Origin of the sequence: Vibrio sp. 779(2023) (assembly GCF_033344285.1) — a bacterium.
Taxonomy (GTDB): domain Bacteria; phylum Pseudomonadota; class Gammaproteobacteria; order Enterobacterales; family Vibrionaceae; genus Vibrio; species Vibrio alginolyticus.
On the sequence record NZ_JAWPOM010000017.1, the window covers coordinates 58867 to 81639 of the forward strand.

The window sequence follows — 22773 nt, forward strand, 5'->3', positions numbered from 1 at the left end:
TTAGAATAACAATATGCCTATTCGCTCTTCTCAACCTTTGTATATTCAGTCCTGTGGCTTTCACTCTGCCATGGGACAAGATGATGCGCTCATCCACCAGTGTTTATCGGGAGCGAAGCCATCCAACATGGTGGTTGACCAAGATATTTTAAATTCAGGCCGCCAAACAGTAATCGGTCGAATCGCACAGGCGTTACCGCAATTACCACCCGTACTCAGCCAGTTTGATACGAGAAACAACCGCCTCGCACTTTCGGCTTTGCAGCAAATCGAAGGCGACGTGCGTGACGCCATTGCTAAATATGGTCGTGACCGTATCGCAGTCGTGATCGGCACCAGCACATCTGGCATTTCAGATGGCGAAATCGCGTTTGGAGATAAGCTGGCAAACGGCGAGTTTCCTGCCGATTACCATTACACCAAACAAGAGCTTGGCAACTGCAGCGATTTTATTGCCGCCTACTTTGATTTGAGCGGCCCACATTACTCAGTTTCAACCGCCTGTTCTTCTAGTGGTCGTGTCTTTTTAACCGCGCAACGCCTGATTCGCTCGGGCATTGTTGATGCCGTCATTGTGGGTGGCGTGGATACCATTTGTCGCCTCACACTAAACGGCTTTAACGGTTTAGAAGCCCTATCCGATACTCTTTGTAAACCGTTTGACCAACATCGTAACGGCATCAATATCGGCGAAGCCGCAGCATTAATGTTGCTAAGCAAAACACCCGCGCCCGTTGCTCTTCTCGGAGCTGGCGATAGCTCAGATGCGCACCACATTTCCGCACCACATCCAGAAGGGTTAGGCGCAGAAGAAGCGATGAAGAAAGCGTTGGCCAATGCAGGACTAACAGCACAAGACATTGGTTACATCAACGCGCATGGCACAGCAACGCCGTTAAACGATGCGATGGAAAGCAAAGCCATTCACCGCTGCTTTGGTGACTCCGTCCCTGTGAGCTCTACAAAGCCACTTACCGGACACACATTAGGCGCAGCAAGTGCAACGGAAGCGGCTATCGCTTGGCATATTCTCAAGTACAACCTTGACTTGCCAATGCAACACTGCGAAACCAAAGCAGACGATATCCATATATCGTTAGTTGAGACGCCAACCAAACTTGGCAACAAAGCGATTCTCAGTAACTCTTTTGCTTTTGGTGGCAACAATATTAGTCTTATTTTTGGTTACGCTCATGACTAAACTTCCTCCCATCGAACAACTTTTGCCACACGACAAACCAATGATTTTGGTTGATCGTGCTATAGATGTTCAACAAGATACGATTCACTGCCAGGTTGATATCGCAGAACACAACCCGTTCTTCGACTCGGCATCACACACCGTGCCAGCTTACGTTGGCATTGAGTTTATGGCGCAATCGGTCGCGGCGTGGTCTGGTTACCACGCATTAATGAAAGAACAAGCGCCACCAATTGGCTTTTTGCTTGGTAGCCGTCGATACACGTCTGAATGCGATGCGTTTTCTCGCGGACAAATGCTCGATGTGTATGCCGAAAAAGTCATGGAAGATAACGGTATGGCGGTATTTTCTGCCCGTATTGAGCTACAAGGAACTGTTGTAGCGACTTGCCAATTGAACGTTTACGTTCCATCAGAAGAAAAATTACAAGAAATGAAAATCAGGAGTCAACAATGACCCGACAAGTCCTCGTTACAGGTGCCAGCAAAGGCATCGGTAAAGCCATTGCCGTTCAATTAGCCAAAGATGGTTTCCAAATCATTGTCCATTACATGGGCGATCAACAAGGCGCGCAAGATACCCTAGACACCATCGAACAGCATGGGGGTAACGGTCGTCTTATCCAATTCGACATCAGTGACCGCGCAGATTGCCGAGAGAAACTAGAAGCCGATATCGCCGAACACGGCGCTTACTATGGCGTCGTGAACAACGCTGGCATCACAAAAGATACCGCTTTCCCTGCGATGACCGAAGAAGAATGGGATGGCGTGATTCATACCAACCTAGATAGCTTCTACAACGTTCTTCACCCTTGTGTTATGCCAATAGTGCAAAAGCGTAAAGGTGGTCGAATTGTTACCCTTGCATCAGTATCTGGCCTGATGGGTAACCGTGGTCAAACCAACTACAGCGCAGCAAAAGCGGGCGTAATTGGTGCAACAAAATCACTCGCGCTTGAACTGGCAAAACGCAAAATCACCGTCAACTGCGTTGCTCCAGGGCTTATCGACACAGGCATGGTAGACGAACACGTGAAAGAACATGCGATGCCGCAAATTCCTTTGCGCCGCATGGGAGAGCCAGAAGAAGTTGCTGGTTTAGTCAGTTACCTTATGTCTGACATCGCAGGCTATGTAACTCGCCAAGTCATTTCGGTAAACGGAGGCCTAGTATGAGCCGTCGAGTTGTTGTAACCGGAATGTCAGGCGTGACTGCGTTTGGTAACGATTGGCAATCTGTCGAACCAAAACTGCGTGACTGCCAGAACGCGACGCAATACATGCCTTCTTACGAACAGTATGATGGTTTGAACACCAAGCTCGCGGCACCAATTTTAGATTTTGAACTGCCAAAGCACTACAAGCGCAAGCAAGTACGCGGCATGGGGCGTGTTTCCAAATTGGCGACCGTCGCAACAGAAAACGCACTAAGCCAAGCAGGTTTGATTGGTAACAACGTACTCACCAATGGTCAAACGGGTATCGCATACGGCTCATCAACAGGCAGTACTGACGCAATCGGCGCATTTGGTGTCATGCTGAATGAGAAAACCACTAAAGCGATCACCGCAACGACTTACGTGCAAATGATGCCGCATACCACGGCAGTGAACGTTGGTCTATTTTTCGGTTTGAAAGGCCGAGTGATCCCAACCAGCAGTGCATGTACCTCTGGCAGCCAAGCAATCGGCTACGCCTACGAAGCGATCAAGCACGGCTACCAAACGGTCATGGTTGCTGGTGGCGCTGAAGAATTGTGCCCAACGGAATCCGCTGTCTTCGATACCCTTTTTGCCACCAGTCTGAAGAATGAAGACCCGAAAAGCACACCAAGACCTTATGACTCCGATCGCGATGGTTTGGTGATTGGTGAAGGTGCGGGAACGCTAGTTCTGGAAGAGTACGAACACGCCGTCGCTCGTGGCGCGAAAATCTATGCAGAAATCATCGGTTTTGCCAGCAACTGTGATGCCGCACACGTCACTCAACCACAGATGGAAACCATGCAAATCTGTATGGAAATGGCTTTGCAAAACGCGGGCATTCCTGCTGAGAAGATCGACTATGTATCTGCTCACGGCACTGCCACCGACCGCGGCGATATTGCGGAAAGCAACGCAACAGCGAATGCTCTGGGCAAAGTGCCAATCAGTTCACTCAAGAGCTACTTTGGCCACACACTCGGCGCGTGTGGCGCAATTGAAGCGTGGCTAGGTTTAGAAATGATGCACACAGGCTGGTTCAACCCAACGCTCAACCTAAAAAACCTCGACGAGCAATGTGGTGATTTAGACTACATCGCCGGACAAGGCCGAGAGCTGGACGTGAAATATTTGATGAGTAACAACTTCGCCTTTGGCGGCATCAACACCTCCATCATCTTTAAAAAGATGTAATGCACTTAGTAAATGCAAAAGCGCTGGTTAACCAGCGCTTTTTTGTTGGTGGCTATCCAGATTGCTAGAAATTGCAATGGCTAGAATGCCATTCAAAAGTTGTAGATAGAGTGGCAATTACAGCCAAAAACCTAAAAACGACAAAGCCCCGACAACTCAAAGAGTTATCGAGGCTTTTGAATAAATGGCACGCCCTATTGGATTCGAACCAATGACCACATCCTTAGAAGGGACGTGCTCTATCCAGCTGAGCTAAGGGCGCGCTACAGGGACAGGATTATACGAGTTCAAACGGGTAAATCAACGGGTTTTCATAACATTCTGATCTGAATGCCTAAAAAAAGTCCATTAAAACGCTTAATGTTCAAAAACACCACAAAGCAAACGTTTGCGTATGGATGTTAATAAGAAATTCTGCGACAATGCGCCGCAGATAATCTGCCTTCTTAATTTATAAGGAAAGTCATGACTGCTCAAAATATAGACGGAACTCTCATTTCCCAAACTGTTCGATCCGAAGTGGCTGCACGTGTTAAAGCACGTGTTGAAGCTGGGCTACGTGCTCCTGGTTTAGCAGTGGTTCTAGTTGGTGAAGATCCTGCTTCTCAGGTTTATGTCGGTAGCAAACGCCGCGCATGTGAAGAAGTTGGGTTTGTTTCTAAGTCTTTTGACCTTCCTGCGTCTAGCTCAGAAGAAGAGTTACTAGCGCTGATTGATGAATTAAACAACGATGATGAAATTGACGGCATTTTAGTGCAATTACCCCTTCCTGCGGGCATAGACACAACACATGTTTTAGAGCGCATTCACCCAGAGAAGGACGTGGATGGCTTCCACCCTTACAACGTTGGTCGTCTTGCGCAGCGTATTCCAAAGCTTCGCTCTTGCACGCCAAAGGGCATCATTACCCTACTCGACCGTTACAACATTGAGCTACGTGGTAAACATGCGGTTGTGGTTGGCGCATCAAACATTGTTGGTCGTCCAATGACACTTGAGCTGCTGCTTGCGGGCTGCACAACAACAACATGTCACCGTTTTACCAAAGACCTAGAGAGTCATGTGCGTCAAGCTGACGTTGTCGTGGTTGCGGTTGGTAAGCCTAACTTCATCCCTGGTGAGTGGATTAAAAAAGGCGCAGTGGTGGTCGATGTCGGTATTAACCGTCTTGACTCAGGCAAACTAGTTGGCGACGTGGAATACGACAAAGCACGTGAAAGCGCGAGCTTTATTACTCCTGTTCCTGGTGGCGTTGGCCCAATGACCGTCGCAAGTTTAATTGAGAACACGATGCTCGCTTGCGAACAGTTCCACACAGACAAATAACGTAAAACTTCAGATACGAAAAAGGCTCCGCAAGGAGCCTTTTTGCTAATTGTTGATATCTATTTCAATTACAGACTTAAAATCACGCCCGCAATCGAAGCGCTCATTAAGTTCGCCATGACACCAGCGATAATCGCACGGAAACCATGCTTAGAAACAAATGCACGCTTTTCTGGTACCAAAGAGCCCAACCCACCAATCAGCATCGCCATGCTTGAGATATTTGCAAAGCCACACAAAGCAAACGTCACGATTGCTTGTGAGTGTTCACTAAGTTGAGACTTCACTTCTGCAAGCTGGATGAAAGCGACGAACTCATTCACCACAATCTTGTTACCAATCAGCGAGCCTGCTGTGGTTGCTTCTTGCCATGGTATACCCAACAACCAAGCGACTGGCGCAAACACAAAACCTAGGATGAGCTCAAAACTTAATGGTGTCCCAATCAGATCACCTATCCAGCCTAACATGCCGTTTAGCATTGCAATGACACTAATAAACGCCAGTAACGTACCACCGACCGATACAGCAATGCGTACACCCGCCATGGCACCATCGGCTAATGCTTCTACTACGTTGGTTGCACGTGGAATTTCAACTTGGCTAATGTCGATATCTGCTGCTTTATCCGTATCTTCTGGCATTAAAATTTTTGCCATCAACAAGCCGGCAGGTGCCGACATAAATGCAGCAGCAATAAGATAGTTGAGGTCGACACCCAGTGATGCGTAACCAACCAACGTTCCGCCAGCAACTGACGCTAAACCACCTGTCATAACTGCAAAGAACTGCGAGTCAGTCATGTGTTTTAGGTAAGGCTTTACCATTAATGGTGCTTCAATGGTACCAACAAAGATATTCGCCGTAGCAGACAAAGACTCAGCACGACCGATACCCAGCAGCTTTTGAATACCACCACCGATAAAGTTAATGATTTTTGGCATCACACCAATGTGATAAAGACCTGAGATAAGAGAGGAGAAGAAAACGATGATACCCAGAACATTGATCGCAAAGGTGAAGCCCCCTGTCGCCAAATTACCGAATAAAAACGCAATGCCCTCTTGACCATAGTTGATCAAATTCGACACAACACTGCTCACTGAATTCAGCGCATCTCTTCCTGCTGGTACATATAAAACCAACAACGCAAACAGTACCTGCAAAGCAAACGCAAACGACACCGTTCTCAGCTTTATATTTTTTCTATTTGTAGAAAGTAGCCATGCTAGGAATAGTATGGCTACGATACCAATAATTGAGTTCATAAAATGAATCCGACAGAAGGGGGATATGGAAGGCACCGGATTGTATAGCGGACTCAAAATGCTGCAAGTTGAGGATGTTAACAGTGTGAAAAGTTTAAGCGACCAATAACTGACCAACAAAATAACCAATTGAATTTATTGAAGATAAACGTTTGCTTATTTTAATTATTTCCATATGGAAAATATGTTTCTGGTTCAGGAAAAATTTTTGTGAAGTGAATCACCTTATGTGTCGTTCTACAACGTCATTGATCCTGTTATTTAGGAATAGAGATGTAAGGCGCCAAACGTTGGTCCCAATGACAAGGGTTGCCGATCTTCTGTTTGATAAAGTTAATCACTGCGGATATTTTTTTTGGCATATGCTGGCGGCTTGGGTATACCGCATAAAACGGCATCGACTGGCTGGCTTTCCAGTCAGGTAACAGCTGTATTAACTTACCCGTTCTAAACTCATCCCCCAGCAAGTAAGTGGCAAGGTAGGCAATACCCCAACCTGCAATAGCCGCATCCCGAACGGCTTCTGCCAGATCCACTGAATAGTTACCCGAGACTTTTACGTTCAATTCTTGCTGATCTTTGGTAAACGCCCACCCCGTATAGTCACGCTCCCAGCTTCTGTATATGAGGCAGTTGTGAGCAGATAGGTCATCCGGTTCTGCTGGCGTGTCATGTTTCAATAAGTAATCTGGCGATGCCGCAACAACAAACTGGCAATCCGTCAAACGCTGCGCAATGTAACCTTCAGGCAAATGCTCGTTGTTGGTTACCCATAAATCGAGCCCTTCGGCTAACATATCGACCTTATAGTCAAACAGATGTACTTCCACTTGAAGTTGAGGATACAGTTCGCGTAACTCTTGAATCGCTGGAATAATGTGTAAGGTACCAAATGATTGCGACAACCCAAGACGTACCAAACCTGCTACTTCATCCCGCTGGGTTTCCATCTCTAATGTGGCGCTGCTCACCGCTTGTACCACTTGCTCACAGTGATGAAAAAAGGTTTTCCCTGCCTCAGTCGGCGTAAAGCTTCGCGTAGTACGTTGAACAAGCTTGATACCAAGAGACGCTTCTAACTGACTCAACTGTTTACTCACATGAGACACCGACACGCCTAAGCTCTTTGCAGCAGCTGTGAAGCTTTTGTGTTTAAGAAGAGCGGAGAAAATCACCATTTGTGCGGCACGTTCAGATAACACGCTTTACCTCGATTTGGTTATAGAAAAAACAAAGGGCTCCGAAGAGCCCTTGTATTGAAGACTGAATGCCGAATTGTTTGATGGCAGATCAGTATTTAATGCGGTCAGCCAAGTGACTCACAGCAAGTGCGAAGTAGTAAGAGCGGTTCCACTTCATCAATACGTTGTAGTTATTGTAAACCAGATACGTACGACCATTCTCGTCGTCCGGCATGATCAACCATGCTTTGATGTCTTCATCCAGTTTTGGCAACGGGCTACCGTCATATTTTGTGATACCTAATTGGCTCCACTCTTGAAGGTATTTGCCTTTTTCAGCCGTGCGCCCTTCTAGGCTGCGATCAATATTTTTAGGAACCTTAACTTGGCGACCCCAAGTATATTTATCATCCCAACCAGACTTGCTCAAATAGTTAGCGGTTGATGCAAACACGTCCGCTTCAGATTGCCATATGTCTTTTTTACCATCACCGTTGCCGTCAGCAGCAAAACGAAGGAAAGAGCTTGGCATAAACTGGCATTGACCCATCGCACCAGCCCATGAGCCTTTAAAGTTCTCTAGCTCAATATGGCCTTGATCGAGGATCTGAAGTGCCGACATAGTCTCTTTACGGAAAAACTCTTCACGACGGCCTTCAAATGCCATTGTGGATAGTGCATCAATCACTTTAAAGTTGCCGGTAAACTTACCAAAGTTACTTTCAACTCCCCAAAGTGCCACAATAAAGCGCGGGTGGACACCGTACTCATCGCCTATACGCTTTAGCTCGGTGTAATGCTCTTTGTAGAGTTGTCTGGCTTGCTTCACCTTCCATTCAGGCACCGCGCGAGGAATGTACTCATCCAATGTCAGTTTCTTTTCTGGTTGGTTTCGGTCCGCTTTTACTGCTCGGGGCTTGTACTCAACATTAGCAAAAGCAGCACTAATGACCTGCTCTGAGATACCTTTATCACGAGCTTCAGCACGCAGCTTATTCAAGTATTCATCAAAACCCTCGCTACTTGCAAAAGCCGAGGTACACATACCAACGCTAAGCATGGTAGCCAGTATCTTTTTCATATTGCCCTCCTTGAGCAAGGCAGAAATCCCAGATGAAAAACGATGACGTTATTCGCCTTTCTGCTGGGCTTTTTGTTCTTTGTACTTTTCTAATAGGTTCTCCGGCGGCGGTGGAACCTGAAGAAAGAAGCCATCATTTTGTAATGAAGCCTTCACTTTTTCGATATCAACTTGTGCCAATTTACGGCCATCAAGTTTAATCGTCATGACAGCGATAGGCTTACCGAACATCTGCATTAAGGTGTCAGGAACCTGTGAAAAATCATCCTTTTTCGGAATATAGAGATAAGTACCTTCTTTTTTCGAGCTTTTATAAATAGAACAAAGCATGACACGCCTTTTATGCTGATTTAGCCGCGTTGAGTGCGGATTAGGTTGAAAACGTCAAATTCTCGCAAACTTAATAGCAAATTTGAGATTAATTCACCTATTTGCCCACGAGAGAACTTGCTGCGTCAAAGGATGAAATATAACATGACATACCTAGTTTAAGGCAACGCTCTTTCAATAAAGGCAAGAAGTCCACGATGACCCATTCACCAGACCTTAAAGGTAGCAGTTTTACATTGTCAGTTTTACACCTTTCTGACAATGAGATCGCAAAGACTGTCGAATTTTTGCAAGAAAAAGTTTCTCAAGCACCTTCTTTTTTTGCATCCGCGCCTTTGGTAATCAATATAGCAAAAGTACAAGGCGACATTGATTTCCCTAAGCTTAAACAAGGCATCTCAGATGCTGGTTTTATTCCGGTCGGTGTAACGGGCTGTAAAGACAAGCGTGTACAAAACCTTGCTTCCGAAGCTGGCTTCGCCATTATGTCGGCGAGCAAATCACCAAGCCAAGCACCTGCAAAAATGGCACCAACGAAAGTAGTTCGTACGCCTGTCCGCTCAGGACAACAGATCTACGCAAAAGATGGTGATTTGGTGGTGCTAGCGCACGTAAGTGCAGGTGCTGAAGTCATTGCTGACGGCTCTATTCATATCCATGGCACACTTCGAGGTCGTGCGATTGCAGGAGCAAGTGGTCAGCAGGAAGCGCGTATTATTTGCCACGATTTACAAGCAGAACTGGTATCCATTGCGGGTGACTACTGGTTAAGCGATCAAATTGAAAGCGAGTACTGGCAAAAGAAAGTAATGATCAGTAAAGCCGATGAATCATTACATTTAGAAGTTCTCGCGATTTAATCTAAAAAGGAAAAAAAATGGCACGCATTATTGTAGTAACGTCTGGTAAAGGTGGCGTTGGTAAAACCACTTCAAGCGCAGCCATCGCCTCTGGTCTAGCTCTTAAGGGAAAAAAGACCGCGGTGATCGATTTTGACATCGGTTTGCGTAACCTCGATCTAATCATGGGCTGTGAGCGCCGCGTCGTGTATGACTTTGTAAACGTCATTAACGGCGAAGCGACATTAAACCAAGCGCTGATCAAAGATAAGCGCACGGACAAACTATTTATTCTTCCTGCTTCTCAAACTCGTGATAAAGACGCACTGACAAAAGATGGTGTTCAGCGCGTATTCGGTGAACTTGATGAAATGGGCTTTGACTTTATTATTTGTGATTCACCAGCAGGTATCGAGCAAGGCGCGTTAATGGCCTTGTACTATGCCGATGAAGCCATTGTCACAACGAACCCAGAAGTCTCTTCTGTACGTGACTCTGACCGCATTCTCGGTATTTTAGATTCTAAGTCACTGCGTGCAGAACAAGGGCTAGAGCCAGTAAAACAGCATCTGTTACTGACTCGCTACAACCCATCTCGCGTCACTCAAGGCGAAATGCTAAGCGTTGAAGACGTAGAGGAGATCTTACATATTCCACTACTGGGCGTGATTCCAGAAAGCCAAGCCGTGCTTAACGCGTCAAACAAAGGTGTGCCAGTCACTTTTGACGATAACACCGATGCGGGTATGGCTTATTCTGACACCGTTGATCGCTTATTAGGCAATCAGGTTGAATTTCGTTTCCTTACTGAGGAGAAGAAAGGACTCTTTAAACGACTCTTTGGAGGCTAGACATGTCATTATTAGAATTTTTCCGTCCACAGAAGAAAACTTCTGCGAATCTAGCTAAAGAGCGTTTGCAAATCATTGTCGCAGAGCGCCGCAGCCAAAATGATCCTGCGCCGTCTTACTTGCCTCAATTAAAAGAAGACATCTTGAAGGTGATCAGCAAGTACGTGGCAATTGATCCAAATATGGTTGACTTAACATTTGAGCACAAAGACGACGATATCTCAGTTCTTGAGCTGAATGTGAAGCTACCAGACGAAGAAAAGTAATCAGTTTCTCTCGCAAGACGAATACTCTAATTAGAACGAAAAAGGTTGGCATCGAGGCCAACCTTTTTCATCTTTCATTACTTTAATGCTTTGTTCATCTTGTCGCCGAGTAAATCCAAACGCCACCCTTGCATCAAATCAGGCAATACTTCTGGGTCACGATCTTTTTTCCAAACCCAACTGATCAACTGATTGATCTGCTTTTTAGAGGCAAGGAACTCCGTGGCTAAACCTGACTTCTGCGAAGCCGATTTCACCAAGTCTTTCATATTTTTGAAGACCTGCTTGTAACCCGGATAGTCCATTAAACGCTCAATTTTCGCAGGATACTCTTCAGAAGGTGTTTGCTTCGCTTGTTTAACAATCGCGGCAATCTTCGCGCCATGGCGGTTAATCGCTCGGATATCAATATCTTCTGCTTCCATCTTCTTAAAGTTCGTTAAACCAAGACGAGCGACCGTTAATAGATCACCTTCTTTGAAGATAAAGTTCAGCGCTAAATCTCGTTTGATTGCTTCACGATAACGCCACGTCGCCAATGGCTTTAAAATCGCCAGCTCAGAAGGTTTTAATTGCCAAGCGCCCTTAATATCAAGGTAGGCATTCTCTTCATTGGTTACGCGAATACGTTTCGAAACGAGTAAATCACTTTCTTGCTGTACAGCTTCCCACCAACCTGCTTGCGTCACCTTATCGAACAGCTTTTCGTATAAGGGTAACAAGTAATGAACATCTGCGGCAGCATAATCTAATTGCTTTTGTGTCAGTGGACGAGCCATCCAGTCGGTACGTGATTCACTTTTGTCGAGCTCTACGCCTAAATATTCTTCCACCAGCGATGCGAAGCCTGTCGATAGGCCGTGACCGAGAAAAGCGGCCATCAGCTGCGTATCCACCATAGGGAATGGTGTACAACCAAAAGCGTTTTGGAAAACTTCTAAATCTTCACCACATGCGTGCAGCACTTTTAGCACAGAAGTATCTTTTAATAGCGCTACAAACGGCGTCATATCCGTTAATTCAGTCGGATCAATCAGCGAGAGGCGATTACCATCGAAAAGCTGAATCAGACCTAACTGCGGGTAGAAAGTGCGAATACGAACGAATTCGGTATCCAGCATCACTACGTCTGCCTCTCGGGCATGAGTGCAAACCTCTTCTAGGTCTTTGTTTTTAGTAATAATTTGATAGTTCACATACTTCTCGCTATAAAAAATGCCAGCAAAACGCTGGCATTCTATCATTTTTTAAATCTCTCGACTCGACGAAATCGGCTTATGCGCTTTTCTTCGCAAGTTCAGCGTCATTCTCTTCGCGTAAAACACGACGCAAGATCTTACCGACATTGGTTTTAGGTAAGTCTTCGCGGAATTCAACCAACTTCGGAACTTTGTAGCCAGTTAGGTGTTCTCGACAATGCGCGATCACTTCGTCTTTGGTCAAGCTCGGATCGCGTTTCACGACATAAATCTTCACTAATTCACCAGACACTTCATGCGGCTGACCAATAGCAGCAACTTCAAGTACTTTGCCGTGTAGTGCTACAACGTCTTCGATTTCGTTCGGGTAAACATTAAAGCCTGATACTAAGATCATGTCTTTCTTACGGTCAACGATATGCAGGAAGCCTTCGTCATCGAACTTAACGATGTCGCCAGTTGATAGCCAGCCGTCTTCGTTAATCGTATCTTTCGTTGCTTCAGGTCGTTGCCAGTAACCTTGCATAACCTGAGGACCACGAACTTGAAGTTCACCAGTTTCAGTATTCGCAAGAGCGTTGCCTTCTTCGTCCACGATACGAACTTCTGTTGATGGTACCGGCAGACCAATAGAGCCATTGTATTCAACAAGATCATGCGGATATGCCGCCACCAACGGAGAACACTCTGTTAGACCGTAACCTTCGAGCAAGTAGCAACCCGTGGTCTTTTGCCATCTTTCTGCCACTGAGCGCTGCACTGCCATGCCGCCGCCAACAGCTAAACGTAGATTACTGAAATCCAACTCGTGGAAATCTTCATTATTGACCAATGCATTAAATAAGGTATTCACGCCCGTAATCGCAGTAAACGGATGCTTTTGTAGCTCTTTCACGAACCCTGGAATATCTCTAGGGTTGGTAATAAGTAAGTTACGACCACCCATTTCGACAAACAGCAGACAGTTTACGGTAAGAGCAAATACGTGATACAGCGGTAACGCTGTTACGACTAATTCACGCCCCGGAGATAAAACCGGTCCGTACGCGCCTTTTGCCTGTAGAACGTTCGCAATCATGTTGCGGTGAGTCAGAATCGCACCTTTCGCGACACCTGTCGTCCCCCCCGTATATTGCAGGAATGCAATGTCATCCCCAGACATAAACGGTTTAACGTATTGTAGACGACGACCTTTACGTAGAGCCTGACGCATTGAGATAGCACCAGGTAAATCGTACTTAGGCACCATGCCCTTAACGTACTTCACGACAAAATCGACAATCGTACCTTTCGCTCGTGGCAGCATTTGACCAAGACTGGTTAACACTACGTGTTTGACTGGTGTTTTATCGACGATTTGTTCTAGCGTATTCGCAAAGTTAGACACAATCACAATCGTCGTCGCACCTGAGTCATTCAATTGGTGTTCAAGTTCACGAGGAGTGTAAAGTGGGTTAACGTTTACGGCGATACAACCTGCACGCAAAATACCAAACAACGCCACTGGGTATTGCAGTAGGTTTGGCATCATCAGAGCAACACGGTCACCCTTTTGCAGTTTTAACTCGTTTTGCAGATACGCTGCGAATGCGCGACTACGCTCTTCCAATTTACGGAAGGTCATAACCGAGCCCATGTTCATGAATGCTGGTTGGTCTGCATATTTTTGTACAGACTGTTCAAACATTTCTACCAAAGACTCATATTGCTCTGGATTAATGGTTTCAGGTACGTCACTTGGATAACGTGAAAGCCATGGTTTATCCACGATGTTACTCCTCGTTTATAACTGGCTAAAAAATAGCGTCCTTTTTATTTTGAAAGCTATTACAGCACAGCGAACGTGCTTGAGCACGCAACTCTCAAACACTTGTTTAAATTTTGTTAACTACACCAAGAATTCGCGTTGCGACCTCGAGTATTTGCTCTAAATGACAGTGATGACCACCCTTGACAGAAACCACTTGCGGTGGGTTCTCTCCCCAATCAGCTTGGTTAGATGGTAAATTCTGAAATCCTTGATCGCCTAATACAATCAAATGAGGACAACGTATTTGGCTGGTAATCGAGTTAGCATGCGCTTGCGCCATTCGGTAAAGCGACGCACATTTTAACTTGGCGTCATGCTGCCAATACCATTTATCTCCTCGCTGCTCTGTTCCACGCTCTACTATCGGTAGAAGCTGCTCAGCGGTTAATTGGTTGGCTTGCATGCGTAATTTTAACGCCAGATCGAAGGAGGCAATGGCTCGCTCTGGCTTGTTTTGCTGTCTTATTCGACTTAAAACGCCATCGCGAAGACGAGGCAAACTGTTAGTAGGATCCTCATGAAGAGGTCCTGCTCCCTCAATTTGCACAAGAGCTTCGACCTGCTCTGGAAACGCTGCACTATAGCAACTTGCGATTAAAGCACCAAGTGAATGCCCTACTAATATCAGTCTGTTTGGTGATAATTCGTCCAAAAACTGATACAAATCGGCAATATAGTCGTGAAAGGGGTAATAATTATCGTGAGATTTATGACTCGATAAACCGTGACCAAAATGATCGATGGCTAGGAGGTGTAAGTGAGGATTAAGTTGATTCAACTGCTCCATGAGCGCTTTAAAGCTGCCCGCATTATCTAACCACCCATGAAGAAAAACGACTGACAAGTCAGCCGTTTTCTCGTTCCCTATCTCAAGGGCTGCCATTTTGCCGGCAGGAAGCTCGAATTGACGCTCATGCATCGCAGATTATTTGACCTGTTTTATCACTTTACCGTCTTGTGGGAAATCATTACGCCACATGCGGCAGTTAATCGAGTAACATGGGTAAAAGTAGGTTGGCGAGTCATACATGCGTACACGTTCTTCAATTTTCCATAAACGGTACCCTTCCCCCTTTATTACCGGGAAGATGTAACCGTGCTCACCGATCTTTCCTTCTTCTTCCCCTGGTCCTTTGCCTACAACCGTCACCAAACGGCCTTCACTAAAGGCGACAGGCTCTAAATAGCCATCAAAATAGGCGACAAAACGCCCCGTAGGCTCTTCATCGATATCAGGTTTACCAGACTTACTGATAGGAAGGTTTACAATCTCTAGACGCATTTTATCTTTAAAGTTATCCACTTTAGCGATGATTCCACCAAGGCGAACATCTTCACTCACTTGCCCCTGAGACTCAGCAAAAGCTTTATAGTCTGTAACGACCAATTCTGTGCTTGCATTTAGCTCCTCAGGCAACGAGCTACACGCAGACAAACCAACCGTAGCAAATAATGCGAGAAAAAACCGTCCAAAAACCTTCATAAACCACCTTTCAATATTAGTAACCCCAAGCTGGGGAGATCTCACACGTAAATATCGACACCAAGTAATTGAGCCAGTTCCTCTTTTTTAGCTCGATTCATGACATCCATGTACTGCTCCATTGCTTTACGTGCGCCCCCTTCAGGAAGGTCATATTGCACTTGAGCTCGGTGAATTTGGGACTCATCCACGTGTTTTATGGAGTGCGCCACGGCGTTAGCAACCTTTGAAGGCTGACCTACAGGCTGCTTTGTTTGTGATTTATTTACCGGCTTCTTTTGACTGGCTTTATTAGTGCGATTTGCACCGGGAATCAAAGAAGGAGGCAAGCCATTAATCGACGCCATAGCACTCCATAAAAATACAGGGCAAACGCCCTGCTTTTTGTCAGGTTAATGAAAAACGGACTATTCGCGACCAGGAAGTTTTTTCCATGTCACATTATCACGTAAATAAACAGGGCTCGAATCTTCGACCGGCACGATATTACCCTTTTTAAATTCTTGTTCAGCAAGAATCACGATGTCTTGTGAATCAGGGTACAGAACGTCACCATGCGTCAAATTAAACGGTAGGCCTGCTAATACTTCTTGGTAAGCATCCCAACCAGTACCTGCTGTCGTCCACGTTTTGTCGTCTGCTTGTGCTTCTTCAACGAGACGTGCTGGTGGAATTACGCACTCTGCATCCATCCCTGCCCACTCACCGTTTGCTTGGCGAGTGTAACGTGCCCAGTAAACTTCACCCATACGTGCGTCAATAGCCACAGCGACATCGGTCACACCATGTAAGCGATAGCTACCTTGAGCCATTGCAGCCAGCGTTGAAACGCCGATCATAGGTAAGTCAGCACCGAACGCCAAACCTTGTGCGATACCAATACCGATACGAACGCCAGTAAAGCTACCTGGACCACGTCCAAACGCTAACGCATCCAGCTCTTGTAGAGTCAGGCCAGCTTCTTTGAGTACTTCATCAACCATTGGCAGTACTTTTTTGGTGTGATCGCGTGGTGCAACCGCGCTACGTGAAATCACTTGATCATTAGCCAACAACGCAACTGAACAGTTTTCAGTCGCTGTATCGATAGCAAGAATTTTTGCGCTCATTTAACTCTCTACAACTTTCATTTATTGGGTTATGCCTCAGCACTTGCGTCTGTGACAGATTGTTCTGCTTTCAGGAATGCTTTGATTCCATCTAAGTCTCGCGTCCTTGGGATAGGTGGTAGGCTTCCGAGGAAAATACCACCATAGTCTCGCGTGACAAGGCGATTATCACAAATGATCAACGCACCGTGATCCTTCTGATCTCGAATTAATCGCCCTACTCCCTGCTTTAACGTAATCACTGCATCCGGGATTTGTACTTCAGCAAATGGTTCACCGCCACGTAATCGACAATCCTCGATACGGGCTTTGAGTAACGGATCGTCAGGGGCGGTAAACGGTAATTTGTCGATAATAACACAGCTCAGCGCATCACCTCTAACATCAATCCCTTCCCAGAAAGCGCCCGTCGCCACGAGTAAAGCGTTACCCAGTTCCATAAACTCCGCCAAGGTTTTCTGCTTACTCATCTCCCCTTGCATTAACACAGGCAGCTCAAGTACTTCTCGGAACTTCTCACCTAGTTCACGCATCATGCTGTGCGAGGTACATAAAAAGAAGCAGCGACCATCATTTTCTTCAATCACCGGAGCAAGCATTCGGACTAACTTATCCGCTAAGCCGTTACTGTTTGGCTCTGGCAAATACCTTGGCACACAAAGGCGCGCTTGTTTTTGATAATCAAAGGGGGACGGCAGAGAAAATTGCTTTGTAGGCTTGAGGCCAAGGCGCTCAGTAAAGTGCTTGAAGTCGCCCGATACAGCTAGGGTTGCTGACGTGAAAATCCACGCGCCTTGTTTAATCTCTATTTGCTCATGGAACTTGTCCGCGACAGAAAGAGGCGTAATGTGCAGAGCGAAATGACGAGGTGAGGTATCGTACCAGTATGAGTAACCGGTAATATCGACATCACAGACGCGGTCGATACGGCCTTTGATCAAATTGGCTCGTTCAAAGGCCGTATCCAGTAATTGACTGCGCCCTAAAGCTATTTTGAGTACATCAATCGCCAATTCGAGGCTGTCAGTTAAGCGCAATAATTCTCGCTTAATAGAACTTGATTGCAACGCCTCACGCCAGTTGCCACGAAAGCCTGGCTCACCCAATACAATCCGCATGTCCATTGCGCTTTGCATGAGTTTGTCGCCCACTTTTTGCAATTGACGCATATCTTTGGCTTCGGTGCGATAGGCTATTTCAATGTCTTTGGCAAGATCGTGAATTTGGCGGCTTGAAACTGACTGGCCGAAATATTCGCTCGCAATATCTGGCAACTGATGAGCTTCATCAAAGATAAACACATCGGCTTCTGGAATCAGTTCACCGAATCCTGTTTCTTTGATCGCTAAATCAGCAAGAAACAAGTGATGGTTCACTACAACAATGTCGGAATCCATGGCTCGCTTACGCGCTTTCAATACAAAGCAATCAGTGTAGCTCGGACATTCTTTACCTAAACAGTTATCATTGGTTGAGGTGATGGTCGGAATGATCATGCTGTCTTCTGGTAGATCATCACAATCACCAAGGTCACCTGTTTTGGTTTCTGATGACCAAGCACGCACTTTAACCAGTTGAGTTAATAACGTCGGGTCAGACTCATTAGTGTGGCTTTCGACCATTTGGCGGCTCAAACGATCCAAACACAGATAATTAGAACGCCCTTTTAATAACGCCACTTGGCCATAAAAACCAAGCGCATTGACCATGAGCGGTAAGTCACGATGGTACAACTGCTCTTGCAAGTTTTTCGAGCCTGTACTGATGATCACTTTTTTACCACTCAACAGCGCAGGGACTAGGTATGCGAAGGTCTTACCGGTTCCGGTTCCTGCCTCCACCACCAACTGGGTTTGATCTTTGATCGCACTGCTGACGGCTTCCGCCATATCGATTTGTGGCTGACGAGCTTGAAAGCCAGGAATGGCCTTACCTAACGCGCCATCAGAGGAAAAAGTTTTTGCGATCATGCTTGGTATTGAGTTTGAAAAATTATCGAGAGTATATCAGAGGAATAGGAGTGACATCAGCCCACAATCTGACCAGCTTGCGGCGACACAAGGATATTTTGTTGAAACCAACGTAAGAATAGATTATTTATGGTGAAACATGGCAGTACAGTTACACCCGCCAGGGAATAATAACAAATTCGTACGCTAAAATATTAATGCATGGAAGTACCTGATTTATGGAAAAGAAAACACTGTTGACCCACTGTTCTGACGCCCCGGGTCTCATCTCGAAAATTACTAATATCTGTTACAAGCACCAACTCAACATCGTTCACAATAACGAATTTGTTGATAATACCAGTGGCCACTTTTTCATGAGAACGGAGTTGGAGGGGTACTTCAACGATCAAACGTTTCTTGCCGACTTGGACCAAGCTCTCCCGCAAGGTGCTAAGCGTAAATTGGTTGGCTCTCGCCGTAAGCGCATCGTCATTCTCGTCACAAAAGAAGCGCATTGTTTAGGCGATATTCTGATGAAAACCTACGATGGAAGCCTAGATGTTGAGATCGCCGCTGTGGTGGGGAATTACGACAAACTGCAAACTCTCACTGAACGCTTCGACATTCCTTACCACCATGTGACCCATGAAAACCTTAGCCGTGAAGAACACGAGCAGAAGATGCTAGAAGTGATCGATCAATACGATGCTGACTTTTTGGTGCTAGCTAAATACATGCGCGTATTAACGCCGACGTTTGTTGAGAAATATCACCACAAAATCATTAATATTCATCACAGCTTCTTACCTGCTTTTATTGGCGCGAAGCCATATCAACAAGCTTACGATCGCGGTGTGAAAATCATCGGTGCAACAGCACACTTCGTGACTAATGATTTAGATGAAGGGCCGATCATCAAGCAAGACGTAATTCCTGTCGACCATACATTCAATGCCCAAGATATGGCGCAAGCGGGACGCGATGTAGAGAAGAACGTATTGAGTAAGGCTTTGAATAAAGTGATCAATGACCACGTCTTTGTTTACGGCAATAAGACGGTTATTCTTTAAATTCGCAGCTGATTGCTAGCTGCTAAAAACGCGTAATTTGAGAAGGCATTGTCTTTTCGTTACGCGTTTTTTATCTGTCGGTGGATGTTTTATTGAAGTGCTTGTAAGAGATTCCCGACTACGCTCCTTCGTCGCTTTCGGGAATGACGTAAATGAGGCATGAGCATGAAAGCTAATTAGTACGCATCACTTAACCAAACGCAAACAACTCAAGCGCGTCATTCCGACGAGCTTAAGCGAGATCAGGAATCTCATATCCGCACACTGTGAGTTTAAGTGACCCCTCTGACTAACAGCGCACGACGTAAAGCAAGTTACGCCTGCTCAGACTCCACAATACGCTTAAGTGAATGCGGGTGCAGCTTGATACAAATGTCTTGGTACTTAAACGCCACCGTTGGGTTATTCAAGCGTTCGCCATCCCCTTTCGGGCTCGACAGTTTGATCTTCACACCCAGCTCTTCCAACTCATTAAAACGCGCCCCAAACGCTGGGTAAGTGTGTTTCAAATCAGCAAGAAACGCGTCTGCGGTTTCAGCATGAGATGGAATCACGAACTCCACATGTTCCCAGCTTTCATTTGGGTAGATTTTGCCTTCCGCAGGGTATGGCAGTTCCAGACACTCAATCTTCCAACCACGGCTTTCCAACGCTTTGTCGAATTCGATAACGATGATTGGACGACCGTTGATTTTCGCTTGTGAAATCACCTTACCGTATTGATTCCATGCTTCATGCGCGGCTTTTGCTGTTTCAGTATCATTAATTCGCAGCGCAATATGGTCAGCTTGAGCAAAGCTCAGATCCAGTTTTAACAGGGATGCAAGCTCTTCAATCTTCGCCATAAATGCATCCAGATCTTGGATCATCAATTTAGGCGCTAGGCGTTTTTCAACTAGTTGAGTCGTCATTGTGGTTCTCTTTTGGGGCGATTTATCTTATTACTCTGAGCGCAATAGTAAACGCAAACCAAACCACATTTCCATTCAATCGAAAAAGTATAAATTTCCCCAATTCCTCTCTGTATGAAAAGCAATAAAGTTGTTATCATTAGCCCCATTTTTGTGAACTCCAACAGAACTCGGCACTTACTTCGCCGAGTTCTTCGTCCTTGAATTGAAGGAAACGCGTGTGAATATCCAAGCACTTATTAATGACAAAGTATCTCAGGCTCTAGAAGCCGCTGGCGCACCTGCAGGCAGTCCTGCGGCGGTACGCCAATCAGCAAAGCCACAATTTGGTGACTACCAAGCAAACGGCGTAATGGGCGTTGCTAAAAAACTGGGTACTAACCCACGAGAATTTGCACAGAAAGTACTGGATGTTCTAGACCTAGACGGTATTGCGAGCAAGACAGAAATCGCAGGTCCTGGTTTCATCAACATTTTCCTAAGCGAAGAGTTCCTAGCAAAACAAGCGGAAGCAGCACTGGCTGACTCACGTCTTGGCGTTGCAGCAGACGAAGCTCAAACTATCGTTGCTGACTACTCTGCACCAAACGTAGCTAAAGAAATGCACGTTGGTCACCTACGTTCAACCATCATCGGTGATGCGGTAGTACGTACTCTTGAGTTCCTAGGTCACAAAGTGATCCGTGCGAACCACATCGGCGACTGGGGTACTCAGTTCGGTATGCTTATCGCAAACCTTGAACGTGTACAACAAGAGTCTGGCGAAGTTTCTATGGAACTTGCGGACCTTGAAGGCTTCTACCGCGAATCGAAAAAGCTGTACGATGAAGATGAAGACTTCGCAGTAAAGGCGCGAAACTACGTTGTGAAACTGCAAAGCGGTGACGAGTACTGTGCAGAAATGTGGAAAAAACTCGTTGATGTAACCATGATCCAAAACCAGCGCAACTACGACCGTCTAAACGTGTCACTGACTCGTGACGACGTGATGGGCGAGAGCATGTACAACGACATGCTTCCTAAGATCGTTGCAGACCTAAAAGAACAAGGTCTTGCCGTTGAAGATGATGGCGCGCAAGTTGTATTCCTAGATGAATACAAGAACAAAGATGGCGAACCAATGGGCGTTATCGTTCAAAAACGCGATGGCGGTTTCCTATACACAACAACAGACATCGCATGTGCAAAATATCGTTATGAAGAGCTAAGCGCAGACCGTGTGCTTTACTTCATCGACTCACGTCAACACCAGCACCTAATGCAAGCTTGGACAATTGTTCGTAAGGCAGGCTACGTACCTGAGTCAGTATCTCTTGAGCACCACGCGTTCGGCATGATGCTTGGTAAAGATGGTAAGCCATTCAAGACTCGTGCGGGTGGTACCGTTCGCCTTGCCGACCTTCTAGATGAAGCAGAAGTTCGTGCAGCACAACTGATCGAATCTAAAAACCCTGAGCTAGATGCGGAAGAAAAAGAGAAGATCTCTAAAACAGTTGCAATGGCAGCGGTTAAGTACTCTGACTTATCTAAACACCGTACGACTGACTACGTGTTCGATTGGGACAACATGTTAGCGTTTGAAGGTAACACAGCACCATACATGCAATATGCATATACTCGCGTAGCTTCTATTTTCGCTAAAGCTGGTGTTGCTATGGACGCTCTCCAAGGTGACATCAAAATCACTGATGAGAAAGAGAAAGCACTTATTGCTAAGCTTATGCAGTTCGAAGAAGCGGTTCAATCTGTCGCTCGCGAAGGTCAACCACACATCATGTGTAGCTACCTATTCGAACTAGCAGGTCAGTTCTCTAGCTTCTACGAAGCGTGCCCTATCCTAGTTGCTGAAGACGAAGCAGTGAAACAAAGCCGTCTGAAACTAGCAGCGCTAACAGCGAAGACCATCAAGCAAGGTCTGTCTCTACTAGGTATTGATACTCTAGAGCGCATGTAAGCGATTCTAGAATCGAGACGATTTAGAAAGGTTGACGTGAAAGCGTCAACCTTTTGTTTTATCTGGCGTATACTGATGTCATTCAATTCAAATCGGACAACATAATGAGTTTTGAACTGCACCCTCAACTGGCAAAAGACACCACCGTTATCGGCCACTTCCCACTGTGTGTGGCGCTTCTGCATAAAGATAACGCCGTGCCATGGGTTATCTTGGTCCCTAAACGTGCAAACCTAAAAGAGCTTCACCACTTGCCAATGAAAGAACAGCAACAGTTTTTGCTCGAATCTCAAGCGGTAAGCCAAGCACTGGAAGCGACATTCCGTCCAGACAAGTTAAACCTTGGCGCACTAGGTAACATGGTGCCACAGCTGCACATTCACCATATTGCTCGCTTCAAAGATGACGTCGCATGGCCGGGACCGGTTTGGGGGAACACCAAAGGTGAATTCCGTACAGAAGAAGAGCAAAACGAATTACTTGGCCGCATTAAAAACGTGTTATCACTGAGCTCTATTTTCCAAAAAGCTTAACTGGAAGACT

Annotated in this window: 23 protein-coding genes and 1 tRNA gene; 11 read left to right on the forward strand and 13 right to left on the reverse strand. The window is 45.9% G+C overall.

Translation table 11 applies throughout. The annotated features are described in order from the left end of the window. The first annotated feature begins 13 nt into the window (after nucleotides 1-13). From R8O70_RS18615 to R8O70_RS18630, 4 genes are read left to right on the forward strand one after another with little or no spacing between them, the layout of a single operon-like run. The gene (locus R8O70_RS18615) at nucleotides 14-1201 is read left to right on the forward strand and encodes a beta-ketoacyl-[acyl-carrier-protein] synthase family protein (protein WP_258623734.1); all 1188 of its coding nucleotides are present in this window, start codon (nucleotides 14-16) and stop codon (nucleotides 1199-1201) included. Further along, nucleotides 1194-1658: a hotdog family protein gene (locus R8O70_RS18620; RefSeq protein ID WP_015296415.1), complete on the forward strand. Its 465-nt coding sequence runs from the start codon at nucleotides 1194-1196 to the stop codon at nucleotides 1656-1658. The genes R8O70_RS18615 and R8O70_RS18620 overlap by 8 nt, the downstream gene beginning before the upstream one ends. Beyond that, entirely contained in the window at nucleotides 1655-2380 is a 726-nt protein-coding gene (fabG, locus tag R8O70_RS18625) for a 3-oxoacyl-ACP reductase FabG (RefSeq protein ID WP_258623735.1), read from the forward strand. Before R8O70_RS18620 ends, fabG begins: the two co-directional genes overlap by 4 nt. Further along, nucleotides 2377-3600, forward strand: a complete 1224-nt coding sequence (locus R8O70_RS18630) for a beta-ketoacyl-ACP synthase (protein ID WP_053350451.1) — start codon at nucleotides 2377-2379, stop codon at nucleotides 3598-3600. Before fabG ends, R8O70_RS18630 begins: the two co-directional genes overlap by 4 nt. Nucleotides 3601-3785: 185 nt before the next feature. Here the strand turns inward: R8O70_RS18630 and R8O70_RS18635 are convergent. Further along, a tRNA-Arg gene (locus tag R8O70_RS18635) sits at nucleotides 3786-3862 on the reverse strand. A gap of 203 nt (nucleotides 3863-4065) precedes the next feature. Here R8O70_RS18635 and folD point away from each other — a divergent pair. After that, nucleotides 4066-4926, forward strand: a complete 861-nt coding sequence (gene folD, locus R8O70_RS18640; RefSeq protein WP_005382297.1) for a bifunctional methylenetetrahydrofolate dehydrogenase/methenyltetrahydrofolate cyclohydrolase FolD — start codon at nucleotides 4066-4068, stop codon at nucleotides 4924-4926. 68 nt (nucleotides 4927-4994) lie between these two features. Here folD and R8O70_RS18645 read toward each other — a convergent pair whose 3' ends face one another. The 4 genes from R8O70_RS18645 to R8O70_RS18660 all read right to left on the reverse strand — a co-directional run bounded on the left by R8O70_RS18645 (nucleotide 4995) and on the right by R8O70_RS18660 (nucleotide 8786). Next, entirely contained in the window at nucleotides 4995-6194 is a 1200-nt protein-coding gene (locus R8O70_RS18645; RefSeq protein ID WP_005382298.1) for a NupC/NupG family nucleoside CNT transporter, read from the reverse strand. Nucleotides 6195-6451: 257 nt separating this feature from the next. Further along, nucleotides 6452-7396: a LysR family transcriptional regulator gene (locus R8O70_RS18650; RefSeq protein WP_005382299.1), complete on the reverse strand. Its 945-nt coding sequence runs from the start codon at nucleotides 7394-7396 to the stop codon at nucleotides 6452-6454. An 88-nt stretch (nucleotides 7397-7484) separates the two neighbouring features. Then, on the reverse strand, nucleotides 7485-8456 hold the full coding sequence (locus tag R8O70_RS18655; RefSeq protein WP_005388330.1) for a lytic transglycosylase domain-containing protein: 972 nt from the start codon (nucleotides 8454-8456) through the stop codon (nucleotides 7485-7487). A 48-nt stretch (nucleotides 8457-8504) separates the two neighbouring features. Continuing rightward, a complete protein-coding gene (locus R8O70_RS18660) occupies nucleotides 8505-8786 on the reverse strand; it encodes a YcgL domain-containing protein (protein WP_005382303.1) in 282 nt (93 codons plus the stop codon). Nucleotides 8787-8983: 197 nt separating this feature from the next. On the opposite strand from R8O70_RS18660, the gene minC reads away from it, so the two are divergent. Genes minC through minE form a run of 3 tightly spaced genes read left to right on the forward strand, consistent with a single transcriptional unit; the run spans nucleotide 8984 to nucleotide 10742 of the window. Beyond that, nucleotides 8984-9646 (forward strand): septum site-determining protein MinC, encoded by a 663-nt coding sequence (minC, locus tag R8O70_RS18665; RefSeq protein ID WP_005382304.1) that lies wholly within the window; start codon nucleotides 8984-8986, stop codon nucleotides 9644-9646. Nucleotides 9647-9663: 17 nt separating this feature from the next. Continuing rightward, nucleotides 9664-10476 carry a septum site-determining protein MinD gene (gene minD / locus R8O70_RS18670; protein WP_053307509.1) on the forward strand — a complete coding sequence of 271 codons (813 nt, stop codon included), beginning with the start codon at nucleotides 9664-9666 and terminating at the stop codon, nucleotides 10474-10476. Nucleotides 10477-10478: 2 nt separating this feature from the next. Then, on the forward strand, nucleotides 10479-10742 hold the full coding sequence (gene minE / locus R8O70_RS18675; protein ID WP_005388332.1) for a cell division topological specificity factor MinE: 264 nt from the start codon (nucleotides 10479-10481) through the stop codon (nucleotides 10740-10742). 77 nt (nucleotides 10743-10819) lie between these two features. Here minE and rnd read toward each other — a convergent pair whose 3' ends face one another. The 7 genes from rnd to R8O70_RS18710 all read right to left on the reverse strand — a co-directional run bounded on the left by rnd (nucleotide 10820) and on the right by R8O70_RS18710 (nucleotide 18313). Further along, complete coding sequence (rnd, locus tag R8O70_RS18680) at nucleotides 10820-11938, reverse strand: ribonuclease D (RefSeq protein ID WP_031777213.1); 1119 nt, start codon at nucleotides 11936-11938, stop codon at nucleotides 10820-10822. 79 nt (nucleotides 11939-12017) lie between these two features. After that, on the reverse strand, nucleotides 12018-13709 hold the full coding sequence (gene fadD, locus R8O70_RS18685) for a long-chain-fatty-acid--CoA ligase FadD (protein WP_005382216.1): 1692 nt from the start codon (nucleotides 13707-13709) through the stop codon (nucleotides 12018-12020). 106 nt (nucleotides 13710-13815) lie between these two features. Then, nucleotides 13816-14670, reverse strand: coding sequence for an alpha/beta hydrolase (locus R8O70_RS18690; protein ID WP_318184298.1), 855 nt, complete (start codon nucleotides 14668-14670; stop codon nucleotides 13816-13818). A gap of 6 nt (nucleotides 14671-14676) precedes the next feature. After that, nucleotides 14677-15234, reverse strand: coding sequence for a Slp family lipoprotein (locus R8O70_RS18695; protein ID WP_318184299.1), 558 nt, complete (start codon nucleotides 15232-15234; stop codon nucleotides 14677-14679). 41 nt (nucleotides 15235-15275) lie between these two features. After that, the gene (locus R8O70_RS18700; RefSeq protein WP_005382213.1) at nucleotides 15276-15581 is read right to left on the reverse strand and encodes a hypothetical protein; all 306 of its coding nucleotides are present in this window, start codon (nucleotides 15579-15581) and stop codon (nucleotides 15276-15278) included. 60 nt (nucleotides 15582-15641) lie between these two features. Then, a complete protein-coding gene (gene tsaB / locus R8O70_RS18705) occupies nucleotides 15642-16343 on the reverse strand; it encodes a tRNA (adenosine(37)-N6)-threonylcarbamoyltransferase complex dimerization subunit type 1 TsaB (RefSeq protein WP_017634804.1) in 702 nt (233 codons plus the stop codon). Nucleotides 16344-16372: 29 nt separating this feature from the next. Further along, complete coding sequence (locus R8O70_RS18710) at nucleotides 16373-18313, reverse strand: ATP-dependent DNA helicase (RefSeq protein WP_258623736.1); 1941 nt, start codon at nucleotides 18311-18313, stop codon at nucleotides 16373-16375. Between the two features lie 218 nt (nucleotides 18314-18531). Here R8O70_RS18710 and purU point away from each other — a divergent pair, with 218 nt between their 5' ends. Beyond that, a complete protein-coding gene (gene purU / locus R8O70_RS18715; protein ID WP_005382206.1) occupies nucleotides 18532-19365 on the forward strand; it encodes a formyltetrahydrofolate deformylase in 834 nt (277 codons plus the stop codon). Nucleotides 19366-19679: 314 nt separating this feature from the next. On the opposite strand, the gene R8O70_RS18720 is transcribed toward purU, so the two are convergent. Beyond that, the gene (locus tag R8O70_RS18720) at nucleotides 19680-20276 is read right to left on the reverse strand and encodes a VOC family protein (protein ID WP_258623737.1); all 597 of its coding nucleotides are present in this window, start codon (nucleotides 20274-20276) and stop codon (nucleotides 19680-19682) included. Between the two features lie 220 nt (nucleotides 20277-20496). Between R8O70_RS18720 and argS the strand changes: the two genes are divergently transcribed. Both argS and R8O70_RS18730 read left to right on the forward strand, forming a co-directional pair. Then, nucleotides 20497-22230: an arginine--tRNA ligase gene (argS, locus tag R8O70_RS18725; RefSeq protein WP_005388349.1), complete on the forward strand. Its 1734-nt coding sequence runs from the start codon at nucleotides 20497-20499 to the stop codon at nucleotides 22228-22230. Nucleotides 22231-22334: 104 nt separating this feature from the next. Then, the gene (locus tag R8O70_RS18730) at nucleotides 22335-22763 is read left to right on the forward strand and encodes an HIT family protein (RefSeq protein WP_005446436.1); all 429 of its coding nucleotides are present in this window, start codon (nucleotides 22335-22337) and stop codon (nucleotides 22761-22763) included. Nucleotides 22764-22773: the final 10 nt, after the last annotated feature.